The following is a 14,445-nucleotide window of genomic DNA, read 5'->3' as shown; positions in this document are numbered from 1 at the left end:
AATCCCTAAAGGGTTCGTTTCTGTAAGAGCAAAAGGAATGCTTTTTGACTTAAGAAGTAGGGTAGAAAAAAAGAGCAGAAAGGTTCCGACCCCTGAAAGTTAGAGTAGAAAATCTAACTTTCGGGAGTCGGAACCCAACTGTCGCTCTTCCTTCTTCTTATTCATTAGCCGTTTCAACTTTATCTTCAGTTACTTCCTCTTCCACTACTTCTTCAGTAACTTCTTCAGTTACTTCTTCAGTCACCTCTTCAGTTACTTCTTCAGTCACTTCTTCAGTCACTTCTTCAGTCACTTCTTCAGTTTCTTCTTCGATTACTTCTTCCTCAACCGGATCACTTTCTGATTCCTTTTCAAGGGCTAATCGAGCACGTAAATCTAGTTCCCACTCTTCAAGTGCCTTTTGCATCTCTTTAAGTGAAGGATATTGACCTGGATGAAGTTTATTTCCAGCTTCCTTAATCTCAACCGCTCTACGTTTAATTCGATTAGATAAGCTTAATTCGCGCTCAACCTCTTCTAAGTTACCTAGGTTAAGTTGTTCTTCGACTCGATTATAAAGTTCGTATAACGTCACTTCAAAGATCATTGCTTCTCTTCGAATCTTAGCTGGTAAAACAAATGCGTCATTTGCAATTTGGCGGTCTTTTGCACCGTACACTCGACCTATTGCTCGCTCTTGCCGACGAATTTCACTAGATAAAAAGTGGTACGCCACTACAGATTCTTCGTTTAACGTTTGATTGTTGATATGAACTTGTAAAGCATCCGTTGCTTTCTTCAAATCTTTCGCTACGTTTGTCGCATCTATAACAGACGCAACTTGAAGCATTTTCCCTTCTGCATAGCTAAGTTGATCTGTTAACCAAGCTTGTCTACTCTGATTAGCTTTTGCAACCGTTTCTTCAGAACGACGGATTTGTCTTCTGAGTAAGTTGTAGTCTTCTAAGAATTTCTTAGAAAGAACTAAGTCATTCGTCGTACGAATTCGTGATTGTCGTTCCAAATCATTTGCAAGAATTTGACTGCTTCTTACTTGAGCTGTTGCTAAACCATCAATTCTATTCAAGAATAATTTATGCCCTTCATGAGCCACATAAAGTCCAACTCGGTGATTTTGCTGCCAAACACGATCATAAGCTGAGATTGGTAGATTCGTATTGCCTACGTAGCGACCAAGTTCCGGTGTGAAAGCTGGGCGTTGGAACGTTTGAACAAACCAATCTGTCATTCCACCGCCTGATTGGTTAGCCCCTGGGAATATGAGCGAATACCCAGTCAGATTTCCAATTGAACGAGCGTAACTTAAATCACGTTGATATCTCACTCCTGTTTGCTTGTAGTTCCAAAAAAGGATTTCCCCACTTGAATGGTAGGCAACTGACATTTCCGGGTCTACTTCATTTGTAAAATTAACAAGTGCCTTTATCTCTGCTGCTGATTGCGGAGAATAACCCTTGAAATTCATATAAGAAGGTCCAGATGGGCCTTTTACTTGAGACCAACCAGCATTGTATTGACGGTTTAAATCAACACCTTTACCGTTTGCTTTCCAGCGCTTAAAATCTCTACTACCACCATTCATCGTAATTAACGCTGCGTGCTGGCTTGCCGGCAAAGCAGAAAGTCCATTTTGTTGCAATGAAACCCCATCAGGATTAACCATTGGAACAAACCATATTGTTGTATTATCCAATGTGTTACGAACATTATAAGAAGCAATTGATCCATTGCTCGTATAAGATTGAGCATATTGATCTATCATATGCATATTTAAATTAGTTGAAAGCCATTCTCTGGCATGGTGAGAACCATTAATTAAAACCGTTGAATTACCCGTTCCTAATGAAACCGCGTAAATATTTCTCCCGAATTCACTTTTCCCAATAATCTTTGATGATATAAGATTTGGATATTTGGCTTCAAGTAATTCTATATCTCTTTCCATCATTTCATACGTGTACGTCTGTTTTGGGTTTACAATATTTGCATTAACTTCTGCCGCTTCCATGAGAAAAGAAAATAATAAAAAGACAAACAGCAACGGTACTATTTTCGACACTTTTCCAAGATTTTTTGACAAGTTCACACGTTTCTCCCCTTTTTTTTACAAACTTCTGTAACCATTCTACTATAATTCTACTAAATTAGTAACCTAGCATAAAAAAAGGAGAGAATATCCTATTGGATTTTGGAGCGTTTTTTAATATTGTTTGCTTTTATTAAAGAGCCTATCATTTTGACCCGTATATTGTGCATTTAACCTTGAAATATTAAAGGTAAATATCTTTCCTCACCCTTAACGGAGCCATACTACAATAGGAATCCCCTTTTTTAAAGGCAAAAAGCCGTTACTCTTTCTAGGACAAGGTCGCTCGAAAGATAAAAAATCATTTACATATGGTAAAATAAGTTTCATTTAGGTTAGAAAAGGAGATTTCCATGTATTTATAATCATTATCGCTTACTTATATGGGCCATGTTAAATCGGGGTTTTTATCTAGTCGATGATTGGCTTTTAACTAGCTTGATACTCATGTTATCTGCCCTTGTTATAACTTTAATCAATTGGCAAAAGAAAAACACTTGGTTAGAATTAATCGTTTATTCTATCTCACTATTTTACTGTTCGACGCTTTTCTTTACAGTAGAATCGGTAGAATCGAGCTTACATTTTAGCATTCAATAGCTTATGTTCGGAAGCTTTCTCTCTATTTGTATCTATTTAAGAACAAAAAGCAAACCTCGCTTTTGAGGCTGCCATTGCCAAAGATTCATGTGATCGAGAAAAATATCAACTATATGCAGAGACACTAGTAAACCGTGCCTTACGTTATAATCGCGCCGACAATCAGGATAAAGTTAAAGTGGAAGCTAAGAAAGCGAAAGAAGTTCTAGCAACTTGGGAGGAAAAAGCTATTACCGTTAAGGTGCAATCAAGCATGACAAACCAACGAGAATTTTTATTTTCAGATAGAGGGATGCAATTAAAAGAAACAACTTTGCAACTGTTGGATGAATGATCTTTAGCGCCAATTTATTAATAACTTGACCATACACAGGCGAACTAAGTCAAAACTACGCAACGCAAAAAAGAGGACTAAACATTAGTCCACTTCTTTGTATATCATGAAATCTTTTATCTATTTTGATAAAAATCCAAGATACCTAGATATATAGCTTCTGCAGCATCACGTTGGAAACTTTGCTGCGCTAAACGCTTGGCTTCATTCTCATTTGTAACAAACCCAAGTTCTACTAGAACACTAGGCATTGTCGAGTTACGGATAACAGAGAAGTTACCTTCTTTGGCACCACGATCTCGAGTATCCAAAGCTTGGATCAGACGCTTTTGGATTTTTTCTGCTAACTCTTTACTTTCGGCACTACTATGGTTGGCATTCCAATACGTTTCAGTTCCATGCGCTGACTCTACCCCTGCGGCATTCGCATGTAAACTTAAAAAGATATTGGATTTAGCATCGTTCGCTATTTTTGAACGGTCAGCTAAATCAATGAAGGTGTCGTTCTTTCTTGTCATAATAACGTTAGCACCAGCTGCTAATAATCTTTCCTCAAGCAAAAGTCCTACACTAAGTACAACATCTTTTTCTTGAACCCCAAACGCAACAGCACCTGGATCTTGGCCACCATGTCCTGCGTCGAGCGCTATTGTCCTACCTGCTAACGCCCCACTTTCATTTGGAATCCCTCTACTAACATAAGCTTTACTAATAAACCCATAGGAAGTTCCAAACTTAATGAGTAACCAATCTCCAATTTCTTGATAGATCTGAACATAATTCCCTTTCGTAACAGATCCAACTTGCTTAGAAGAAGCATTGGGTTGCGAACGAATATTAAGCGTAGTAGCCGTTACTTGTCCAACATCAGTTTGATTTCCAAAAAGAATGAAATCAACATGGATGTATGCAGTTTGGCTATTATAAACAAATTGAACCCATTTGCCATCAATTGCAATAATATCAATCTTTTGATTTTGACTCAAAGAACCTAGAATCGTCCCTGAAGTAGATGGTTGAGATCGAACATTCAAGGAAGAAGCCGTAATCGTTCCTTCGGCTTGACCACCAGATGAAACCGCTCCACCATTACTAGAAGTGTTTCTAATACTTTGTTCTAATTGCTTTAATTCATTGTTCACTTTAGTTGGTAAAGCCGCATATCCACCAGCTTGCTTGATCTCAATTGCTCGACGATTCAGCCGAGTTAATTTCGCTAGTTCACTCTCAACAAGTGCTGTATTTCCTTTTGAAATCAGCCCCTTAATATCTTCCATTAAGCGGTACTGTGACACTTCATAAATCGTTCGTTCATGAGCTATCTTCGCCGGGCGAATGAACTTATTTCCAACAACCGTTCGGTTATTTCCTCCATACACTTTACCGACATGCATCTCAACTCGTCTAATTTGACTCGTGAAATCATCATATAAGTCGTTAATCTCACTTATATTACCACGGTTAATCGTTTGATTAAATTTGGCTAACTCCGTTAGAAGGAGTTCTCCTTGCTTAGTAGCATCAATAAAATGAGCAGCATATAAGCGAGTCGCCTCTGCTGCATTAAGTCTTTGTTGTAAGTTATTCTTCTCAGCTGAGGATCCTAGTCTGTTTAACGTTGTTTGTGCTTGATTAATAGAGTTTCTTGCACCATTGTATTGAGACTCAAATGCACTTGAATACGTAACTTGATTCACATTACTTACTCTAAAATAATTCCACAAACCATCTGCCATTCTCTCAGCTTGTTGAATTTGACTTCTTGCTTGTGACACTGATGCCGTTGATGCTTCTGCCGTTAAAGTAGATAACGATGAGCATACAAATAGGAAAAGCGCTATTGTCACCAGCAAGACCTTTTTAACCTGCATTACAAAACTCCTTTCTCTGAAACTGTTATTTCTACTCTATTATCTAATATTCTACAAAATAATGCATCAATTCTCTTGATAATTTTTCATATTTTTCTTAAATCGTGACAAATGACTCACTTATAAAAATAGTCTGACTGACTAAACCAATTTATCCTAACAAACAAAAAAACCTCCAAACCGAGAACTTGAACAAACGTTCATTTCACTCAATTTGAAAGGTTAAAAACCGGTTAGTTTAATTGCCATTCTTGTTTGCCATTGTTTGTTTGAACCATGATACGATTATAGCTATCTTTGAATGTATTTAACTCTTCCTGATCAAGAGTAGATTCTTTACCATCCTCTGTCATCACAGTTGCACTCGTCAACCAATCTACTTCGTGGAAACTTCTATAGACATTTAAAAAGCCTACTTGTTGAAGACGACTGCCATTGTTTTGATAAGCAAAGGATGAATATTCTTTTAAACGAGAACGAACCCACTCCACACGGTTTCCATTTGCTTTTCCTTGATAAAGAGGCAATAACTTAGATGCAGCACCCGTCACATGTGGAGCTGCCATCGAGGTCCCCGACATCTCACCGAAAGAATGATTTTTCACTGTTGAAGGTATTCGCACGCCTGGAGCTAAAAGATCAACTTCAGAACCAAATGACGACCAACTAGGCATGCGCCTGTTTTGGTCCGTAGCCCCGACACCAATGGTATAACGAGAAGCAGCTGGATATTGAACTACGCCCCCGTCATTACCTGATGCCGCAACGACAACAATCCCGCGATCATAGGCATCTTTTAGTGTATTCTCCATCGTTTGAGAAAATCGATCTGTTCCAAGACTAAGATTCACTAGCTGAACATCCTCATTCATAGCCCAGCGGATTCCCTTGACCATATCCGAGACAAAGCCATTTCCTTCCGCATCTAAAGCTTTCACGATATAAAGGGAAGCATCATTGGTCATTCCTACTAGCTGACCATTTGTAGGTTTTCCAGCAATAATTCCAGCAACATGGGTACCATGACCATCACTGCTATCGTCAAATGCAACCCCTGTTTTTTCTTGCAAATTAGTATAGGTTATTTTTTTTCTAACAGCATAATTAAGGGCAACATGATCTGAAATCCCACTATCAATAATCGCGATTTTACACCGACAAGGCTCATCTAGCAGACGATTAGCTTCAATCTCCAATATTCCCCAAGGTGACATCTGGGAACCCGACACATCCTGATTCACCAATTGGAGAGGTTGATCTTCTTCCATATATAGAATAGAAGGAAGTTGCTTCGCTTGTTCAATCGATTCAGAAGCCCCTTCTGCTATCGTGTATGTTTTCTCTTCAAACGTAAAGCGATCGAGAATCGTAAGTTCATCGATAGTTTCTAACTCTCCTTTTAGTCCCTGCTTTTCACTGACGATGATGTAACGTTGGTTCGTTTCAGCACTTCCTAATGGAGAAAGGAAAAAAAAGAGAAACATTAAGAGAAGAAAAGAACAAGCCCTTAAACCTTTCATCTTACGCAACCTCCCTTCTACTGTTTACCGTTTTCTACTTACTAGGACGACCAATGGAATGGTATTCTACTTCTACACGTTTCATTTCTTCAATATTATAACAGTTTCGTCCGTCAAAAATAACTGCTTGTTTCATATGTTTTTTAAAGATTTCTGGAGTTAAAGATTTCACTTCGTTCCATTCAGTTACGATAAACGCCACTTCTGCTTGCTCGATCGCTTCAATGGCTGAATTGACATAGTTAACTTCTTTAGGTAACCATTGCTTTGCATTCTCTGTGGCAATCGGGTCAAACGCATAAATATCTGCACCCTCTTCCACTAGTTTTTCCGCAATGACAATGGAAGCAGCTTCTCTCATATCATCTGTGTTCGGTTTAAAAGCAAGTCCAAGAAGCGCAACACGTTTGTTTTTGAGCGTGCCCAAATGCTCAACCGCTTTTATCACTAATTTTTCCCTCTGCGTGTTGTTCACCTTAATAACGGATTTAAGCAATTCAAAATCATGCTCAATATTGCCTGCAATTTGCACGAGTGCATTCGTATCCTTAGGAAAACAAGATCCACCATAACCAATTCCAGCTTGCAAGAATTTACTTCCGATTCGGTCATCCATTCCCATACCAGTTGCTACATCTTCCACATTCGCACCGAGCTTCTCACAAATATTAGCAATCTCATTAATAAAACTAATTTTTGTTGCTAAAAAAGCATTCGATGCATACTTAATCATCTCAGCACTCTTAATATCCGTTCGAAAAACAGGAATGCCTAATGGTGCAAATACACTCTCTACCTTTGCAGCCGTTTCGTCATCATCAGCCCCCACAACAATCCGATCGCCTTTAAACGTATCATCAACAGCAGAACCTTCACGTAAAAATTCCGGATTCGAAGCGACTGTCACTTGGACTTGGTATGCTAAATTAGCTAAAAGTGTTTGTTTCACAAAGTCATTTGTTCCAACAGGTACCGTACTTTTTGTGACAACAACCGTATCTTTCTGAATATGGTTCGCAATATCTTTAGACGCTTGCTCAATGAATCGTAAATCGGCTGTTCCATCTTCTTTTTGCGGAGTTCCTACTGCAATGAAAATGACTTCAGCATCAGCAAAACCTTCCGCATGTTTTTCTGTAAAATTCAGGCGACCAGCTTTCAAATTCTCTTTCATTAATTCCTCAAGACCTGGTTCGTATATCGGAGATTCTCCACTTTTCATTCGTTCTACTTTTTTCACATCAAGATCAATACAAGTAACATCATGACCAATATGAGAGAGCACCACTCCCGTTACAAGGCCAACATAACCCGTACCAATAACCGCAATCTTCATTTCTATTTTCCTCCCTGTTTACCTAATACAAGCCCTTGTAAATAAGCTTGTACATCAGCGCTCAAGTCCTCACGTTGCAAAGCAAAATCAATGGTTGCTTTCACGAACCCTAACTTATCTCCAACATCGTAACGTTTCCCTGAGAAATTGAAGGCTAACACTCGCTGCAACTCATTCAATGATTTAATCGCATCCGTTAATTGGATTTCACCTCCGGCACCTGGCTCTTGATTTTCAAGGACCTCAAAAATTTCCGGGGTTAAAACGTAACGACCCATAATCGCAAAATTAGACGGTGCTTGATCTAAAGCTGGCTTCTCTACTAAAGAGCTGACTTCAATAATATCGGTACCTGTAGCATCTGAAGAAGGAGCAATGATTCCATACTTGGACACATCTTCATCCGGTACTCGCTGAACACCAACAACTGAACAGTTGTTTTCATTGTAGACATTGATTAACTGTTTCAAGCAAGGCTCGCCATCGGATTTAACAATGTCATCACCTAATAAAACAGCAAATGGTTCATTGCCGATAAAACGACTTGCACAATGAATCGCATGACCAAGTCCACGTGGTTCTTTTTGACGTATATAATGGATTTTAGCCATATTGGAAATGGCTTGCATCTCTTCTAACATCGCAAACTTTTCTTTCTTAGCTAGCGTTTCTTCTAACTCATAGGATTTGTCAAAATGATCTTCTATCGCTCGTTTCCCTCGACCACTGACAATGATAATGTCCTCAATCCCTGACTGAATCGCTTCTTCGACGATATATTGGATCGTTGGCTTATCAACGATCGGCAACATTTCTTTTGGCTGTGCTTTCGTTGCAGGAAGGAAACGAGTTCCCAATCCTGCAGCTGGAATAATGGCTTTCCGTACTTTCATAATATCCCCCTATCAGATTACAATTATCTATTAAAATGCTTCTTACCTGATGTCCATACATAATGAATAAAATTGTACAAAGCATAAGGCAAGCTTAATTTTTCTACGTGCCGATACACATAAAAATTTTGCTTCGCTGCCTTAAACTTATTGCTAGAAATGGAACCCTTAACCTTCCGATAACGTGCTAGTACTTCGGGATATCCATAGGCAATATATCCTCTTTTTAAAACGGACAACCATAATGCCCAGTCTTGCCTTGTTCGAATTAAAGGCATTTGCAAGACACCCGTTTTTTCCACATCTATAACAACTGTTAAACAACCGATAATTGTATTTTTGAGAAGGCCTTTATAATCCATTTGTTTGGGTGCTTGAACAACCTGACCAAGATCATTTCCAAACTCATCCATCGTTTTATAAGCTGTAAAAGTAAAAGCATAATCATTCTCTTGCATAAAGGCGATCTGCTTTTCTAATTTTTCAGGTAACCATAAATCATCACTATCTAAAAAAGCAACATATTTACTTTTAGCACTATTAAGAGCTTTGTTTCGTGCAACGGCTGCACCGCTATTCTCTTCAAGTACCATGACCTTAATTCTATCATCCTCTGCTGCATACCTCTGCAGCACGTCTAGTGTACCATCTGTTGAATAGTCATCAACAAGGATCATTTCCCAATTTTCATAGGTTTGATTTTGAACCGATTGAATCGTCTCACCAATGAACTTCTCGCAGTTAAAGGCAGCCGTTACAACCGTTACAAGTGGTTGGTTCTGTTTATCCATGTACAGCCTCCTTTAGCCTCCGCTCATAAACCGCAAGCATCCGCTCTGCATTCTCAACCCACTCATATTCCTTTATGACATGAGCTCGGCCGTTTTTGCCAAGTTCTTTCCGTCGCGCTTCATTATTCAATAACTCTTTCATTTTTGTGGCGATGGCTACCGCATCCTTTGTTGGAATCACGTAACCCGTTTCTCCATCTTTTACAACCTCAGGAAGGCCACCGACATTAGCCACCACAACAGGAACTTCGCACGCCTGCGCTTCAACAGCTGCCACCCCGAAGCTCTCACTATCAAGAGTAGATGGAACAAAGAACAAGTCAATCTGATTAATGTAATGCGGAACTTCATGATGAGGGACATTGCCCGTGAACGTCACTTGATCATCAATCTCAAGCTTTTTTGAAAGCTCCTTATACTCGTCAAGCAAAGGACCACCGCCGACAATGACAAGCTTTGTTTTTCGATACTCATCTTCTGTCACATCATCTTTAAAAAGGCGATAGCCTTCTAGCAAAAAGCGAATTCCATATTTCTCTTTCATCGTCTTCACAATCCCAAAAACGACTTTATCTAGATCCTGAATTTTTTCTAATGGTTTAAACGTATTCATATCCACACCAAAAGGAGTGACATCAATTTCTTTATCTGTATATTCGGCCGTCACATCTTTCATGACATGGCTAGTTGAACAAATCACATCAGATTTGCTCAACGCAAATTCAACTAACTTCCGTTTGATTGACCCTTCTTTTGGAAAATCATAAATATCACTTCCCCATACAGAAGACACATATGGGTGAAAACCAGTTAAAGCCCCGACTACCCCATAGCTAGAAATATAATGAGAATGCAAAAGAGTCGGTTGCTCGTCTTTAATAATCTGCTTCATTTGGCCAATTGTTAAGAAATAAGCTAATTTATTAGCAAACTTTAAGTGTAAATAAGTGGTTTTAACGTGAGACCACTTCGAGCGATCTTCGTCATCTCTATGACTATCGAAACTAACGTTGACCACTTCGATCCCTTTGCTATTATAAAAATCAAGCCATTTCTTTGTATGAACATTATTCGCTGGTGCTAATAGAATGATTTTCATCTGCTACCTACCTTTCATGAGCTCTTCTGCTACCTGCCTAGCTCGAGCTTCCCAGGAATGATTTTGAAAGCTGTATGTTTCTATATTTAACCGTAATTTCTCGTAGACCGAACGATCTAACATCTGCTGCAAACCAACCATAAAGCTATCGAGATCATCATCAGTAGTAACACCAACCTCTTCTTCATTAATGACTCTAGCCTGTGCCTTACAGTTTGTCGCAAGGATCGGTTGACCATTAGCCAGATATTCAAACATTTTTACCGGCATTGAAAAATGGTGATATGTATTCATTTCCCGTGGGATGACAGCAAAATCTGTCTTTTCGTAAATGGCTTCGAGTTCCTTCCCAGAAACGTGTAAAATTGAACACCATCCTTCTTCTGCAAAAGGGTGCATAGCCGGATATTTTTTATATTCTTGTTCACGGCAAACTAACGATAACCGAAGCTCTCTTCCTCCATCGTTCACTTTCTTAAACGCTTCTAACATCAGCATCACGCCTTTTTGATCGGTGATTCCCCCGACAAAAACCGCATGCATTGGCTCATCTTCTTTCTTAACTGTAAGTCCACTCGGTTCAAACTCCATACCAGGAGGTAGTTCCTTATACTGTCCTTTCCAATTGACAAAGTCGTTCATTTCAAGAGATGGTAAATACATGATATCTACGAATTTCTTAAAGACAGCCAGTTCCCGGTAATAGATCGCTCTCATTAGCGGTGTGAATATTTTCTTTCCACCTGGTGGAACATACATGTCATCAAATTTCCAATACACATCACGGTAAAACAAACCAATTGGTACATTTTGCTGTTTTAGATACGTCCAAAAACGCTGATCCATTTTCGGAGCGCGTGGAACATGATCCGAATCAGTTAGCCAGTAAGGAATCGTCGCATTTTCCATATAACAGAACGAGGCATCTTTTGCTCGATTTTTTTCGCGGTACTCCTCCGTAGCCTTTGCCCGCTCTTTTGAATCACCGGAAATAACAACTAATTCAAAGCCTTCTTTCTCCGCGTAGCTCGTGAATGCAGCCACCATTTTTTTAGGTCTTACACCCGAACCACTCTTCGGATTTTCTTGTAGTTTATATGGAAAATACACAAGGATATGTTTCATTTCTAACTCCCTCATACTCAAATATGTCGTTTCATCATTATATCACTTCGTATCATATCATAAAAATTTCAGAGGTCACGCGTCCGAGTAGGGTTGACGTGAAATTTTCAAGATTTTTCTTATTTGATACTTATACATAAGAAAAAGACAGCCATATGCTGTCCTTTTGTTTTGACTTTAATTAATAATTAAGTCTATTTGTCTATTGTCAGCCCTTTATTCATAAGAACCGACAATTTGAAGTGTCATTCTAATAGGCTGTTCCAATGCCTCTCCATTTAAGCTTCAGTATCAATGACTGAACCATTCATACTGAAGACTAATTCAAGAACTTACGATCAATCTAAAATTTCAAATTCCATCATGACCTTTTCACTTAATAATTGACCCTTCTCTGACTCGAGTCCATCACTTATATATAAGTAATAACTTTCCCCAACTTTGTATGACTGTGAAGGGATAATTTCAACTGACATTCCATCTTCACTTTCTTGAATGAGGGCTGGAGTTGAGATTCCTTCACTGTTCGTTACATATATTTCATTAAAATTAATAGTAGACGAATTTACTAACGCATTAAAGGCGATCGTCCACTTTTTAAAGCGGTCATCTGTCGTTTTCTTCTCCCATTTTTTCCACGCTGAATCTAATTCAACCGTAACAGGTTGTACATTACTTTGATTACCAGCTTGATCTGTAGCCACAATGGATAATACGGTTGCCGCATATTGCTTTTCAATTTGAACAGTAAAAGCTCCATCTGCCTTTACAACAGCGCTTCCTAGCACGTTTTCTCCTGCTTTAACCGTTACCGTGGAGCCTGCTTCTGCTTGTCCGGTTACGGCTGTGGTTTGGTCTGTTATTTCATCTACCATTGGTGCTTCTGGAGCTGTCTGATCCACTACGATTACTTTCGTCGCTTCACTTACATGTCCTGCTTCATCCGTTGCGGTCACTTCGACTTGCGTTCCCGCTGCTTGTTTTGCAATTTCTACATGATAGGTTCCATCTGACTCTACAACAGCGCTTCCTAGCACGTTTTCTCCTGCTTTAACCGTTACCGTGGAGCCTGCTTCTGCTTGTCCGGTTACGGCTGTGGTTTGGTCTGTTATTTCATCTACCATTGGTGCTTCTGGAGCTGTCTGATCCACTACGATTACTTTCGTCGCTTCACTTACATGTCCTGCTTCATCCGTTGCGGTCACTTCGACTTGCGTTCCCGCTGCTTGTTTTGCAATTTCTACATGATAGGTTCCATCTGACTCTACAACAGCGCTTCCTAGCACGTTTTCTCCTGCTTTAACCGTTACCGTGGATCCTGCTTCTGCTTGCCCGGTTACGGCTGTTGATTGGTCTGTTATTTCATCTACCATTGGTGCTTCTGGAGCAGTCTGATCCACTACGATTACTTTCGTCGCTTCACTTACATGTCCTGCTTCATCCGTTGCGGTCACTTCGACTTGCGTTCCCGCTGCTTGTTTTGCAATTTCTACATGATAGGTTCCATCTGACTCTACAACAGCGCTTCCTAGCACGTTTTCTCCTGCTTTAACCGTTACCGTGGATCCTGCTTCTGCTTGCCCGGTTACGGCTGTTGATTGGTCTGTTATTTCATCTACCATTGGCGCTTCTGGAGCAGTCTGATCCACTACGATTACAATCGTCGCTTCACTTACATGTCCTGCTTCATCCGTTGCGGTCACTTCGACTTGCGTTCCTGCTGCTTGACTTGCAATTTCTACATGATAGGTTCCATCTGCCTTTACAACAGCGCTTCCTAGCACGTTTTCTCCTGCTTTAACCGTTATCGTGGAGCCTGCTTCTGCTTGCCCGGTTACGGCTGTTGTTTGATCTGTCACCTCTTCAACTTCTGGCGCTTCTGGAGCTGTCTGGTCCACTACGATTACTGTCGTCGCTTCACTTACATGTCCTGCTTCATCCGTTGCGGTCACTTCGACTTGCGTTCCTGCCGCTTGTTTTGCAATTTCTACATGATAGGTTCCATCTGCCTTTACAACAGCGCTTCCTAGCACGTTTTCTCCTACTTTAACCGTAATCGTTGTTCCTGCTTCTGCTTGGCCTGTTACAGTTGTAGTTTCTTCCGTTACTCCTTCAACTTCTGGCGCTTCTGGAGCAGTCTGATCCACTACGATTACAATCGTCGCTTCACTTACATGTCCTGCTTCATCCGTTGCGGTCACTTCGACTTGCGTTCCCACTGCTTGTTTTGCAATTTCTACATGATAGGTTCCATCTGCCTTTACAACAGCGCTTCCTAGTTCGTTTTCTCCTGCTTTAACCGTTACCGTGGAGCCTGCTTCTGCTTGCCCGGTTACGGCTGTTGTTTGGTCTGTTATTTCATCTACCATTGGCGCTTCTGGAGCAGTCTGATCCACTACGATTACTGTCGTCGCTTCACTTACATGTCCTGCTTCATCCGTTGCAGTCACTTCGACTTGCGTTCCTGCTGCTTGACTTGCAATTTCTACATGATAGGTTCCATCTGTTTTTACAACAGCGCTTCCTAGCACGTTTTCTCCTGCTTTAACCGTAATCGTTGTTCCTGCTTCTGCTTGGCCTGTTACAGTTGTAGTTTCTTCCGTTACTCCATCTACCATTGGCGCTTCTGGAGCAGTCTGATCCACTACGATTACCGTCGTCGCTTCACTTACATGTCCTGCTTCATCCGTTGCGGTCACTTCGACTTGCGTTCCTGCCGCTTGTTTTGCAATTTCTACATGATAGGTTCCATCTGCCTTTACAACAGCGCTTCCTAGCACGTTTTCTCCT

10 protein-coding genes are annotated in these 14,445 nt (G+C 40.2%); 1 reads left to right on the top strand and 9 read right to left on the bottom strand.

Going from position 1 to position 14,445, the window contains the following annotated elements; translation table 11 throughout:
* Positions 1–157: 157 nt before the first annotated feature.
* The gene (locus LDX58_RS12730) at positions 158–2,086 is read right to left on the bottom strand and encodes a M14 family zinc carboxypeptidase (protein ID WP_227937218.1); all 1,929 of its coding nucleotides are present in this window, start codon (positions 2,084–2,086) and stop codon (positions 158–160) included.
* Positions 2,087–2,864: 778 nt separating this feature from the next.
* Between LDX58_RS12730 and LDX58_RS12725 the strand changes: the two genes are divergently transcribed.
* Positions 2,865–3,020: a hypothetical protein gene (locus LDX58_RS12725; protein ID WP_227937217.1), complete on the top strand. Its 156-nt coding sequence runs from the start codon at positions 2,865–2,867 to the stop codon at positions 3,018–3,020.
* A 116-nt stretch (positions 3,021–3,136) separates the two neighbouring features.
* On the opposite strand, the gene LDX58_RS12720 is transcribed toward LDX58_RS12725, so the two are convergent.
* The 8 genes from LDX58_RS12720 to LDX58_RS12685 form a co-directional block, all read right to left on the bottom strand.
* On the bottom strand, positions 3,137–4,891 hold the full coding sequence (locus tag LDX58_RS12720; protein ID WP_227937216.1) for an N-acetylmuramoyl-L-alanine amidase: 1,755 nt from the start codon (positions 4,889–4,891) through the stop codon (positions 3,137–3,139).
* A gap of 233 nt (positions 4,892–5,124) precedes the next feature.
* On the bottom strand, positions 5,125–6,411 hold the full coding sequence (locus tag LDX58_RS12715) for a S8 family peptidase (protein WP_227937215.1): 1,287 nt from the start codon (positions 6,409–6,411) through the stop codon (positions 5,125–5,127).
* A 34-nt stretch (positions 6,412–6,445) separates the two neighbouring features.
* The gene (locus LDX58_RS12710; protein ID WP_227937214.1) at positions 6,446–7,747 is read right to left on the bottom strand and encodes a UDP-glucose dehydrogenase family protein; all 1,302 of its coding nucleotides are present in this window, start codon (positions 7,745–7,747) and stop codon (positions 6,446–6,448) included.
* Between the two features lie 2 nt (positions 7,748–7,749).
* A complete protein-coding gene (gene galU / locus LDX58_RS12705; protein WP_265416677.1) occupies positions 7,750–8,640 on the bottom strand; it encodes a UTP--glucose-1-phosphate uridylyltransferase GalU in 891 nt (296 codons plus the stop codon).
* Between the two features lie 23 nt (positions 8,641–8,663).
* Positions 8,664–9,431: a glycosyltransferase family 2 protein gene (locus LDX58_RS12700; protein ID WP_227937213.1), complete on the bottom strand. Its 768-nt coding sequence runs from the start codon at positions 9,429–9,431 to the stop codon at positions 8,664–8,666.
* Entirely contained in the window at positions 9,424–10,530 is a 1,107-nt protein-coding gene (locus tag LDX58_RS12695; protein ID WP_227937212.1) for a glycosyltransferase, read from the bottom strand. The genes LDX58_RS12700 and LDX58_RS12695 overlap by 8 nt, the downstream gene beginning before the upstream one ends.
* 3 nt (positions 10,531–10,533) lie before the next feature.
* A complete protein-coding gene (locus LDX58_RS12690) occupies positions 10,534–11,655 on the bottom strand; it encodes a glycosyltransferase (protein ID WP_227937211.1) in 1,122 nt (373 codons plus the stop codon).
* A gap of 338 nt (positions 11,656–11,993) precedes the next feature.
* Positions 11,994–14,445 (bottom strand): Ig-like domain-containing protein (locus LDX58_RS12685; protein WP_227937210.1); only part of this gene is annotated, 2,452 nt, incomplete at its 5' end.

The sequence above is a fragment of the Alkalihalobacillus deserti genome (assembly GCF_020734105.1).
GTDB lineage: Bacteria > Bacillota > Bacilli > Bacillales > Bacillaceae_D > Halalkalibacter > Halalkalibacter deserti.
This window is presented reverse-complemented; position numbering and strand designations above follow the sequence as displayed.

Coding starts and splice junctions, on each gene's coding strand:
- LDX58_RS12720 (WP_227937216.1), bottom strand. CDS start 4,891: ATGCAGGTTAAAAAGGTCTTGCTGGTGACAATAGCGCTTTTCCTATTT.
- LDX58_RS12715 (WP_227937215.1), bottom strand. CDS start 6,411: ATGAAAGGTTTAAGGGCTTGTTCTTTTCTTCTCTTAATGTTTCTCTTT.
- LDX58_RS12710 (WP_227937214.1), bottom strand. CDS start 7,747: ATGAAGATTGCGGTTATTGGTACGGGTTATGTTGGCCTTGTAACGGGA.
- galU (WP_265416677.1), bottom strand. CDS start 8,640: ATGAAAGTACGGAAAGCCATTATTCCAGCTGCAGGATTGGGAACTCGT.
- LDX58_RS12700 (WP_227937213.1), bottom strand. CDS start 9,431: ATGGATAAACAGAACCAACCACTTGTAACGGTTGTAACGGCTGCCTTT.
- LDX58_RS12695 (WP_227937212.1), bottom strand. CDS start 10,530: ATGAAAATCATTCTATTAGCACCAGCGAATAATGTTCATACAAAGAAA.
- LDX58_RS12690 (WP_227937211.1), bottom strand. CDS start 11,655: ATGAAACATATCCTTGTGTATTTTCCATATAAACTACAAGAAAATCCG.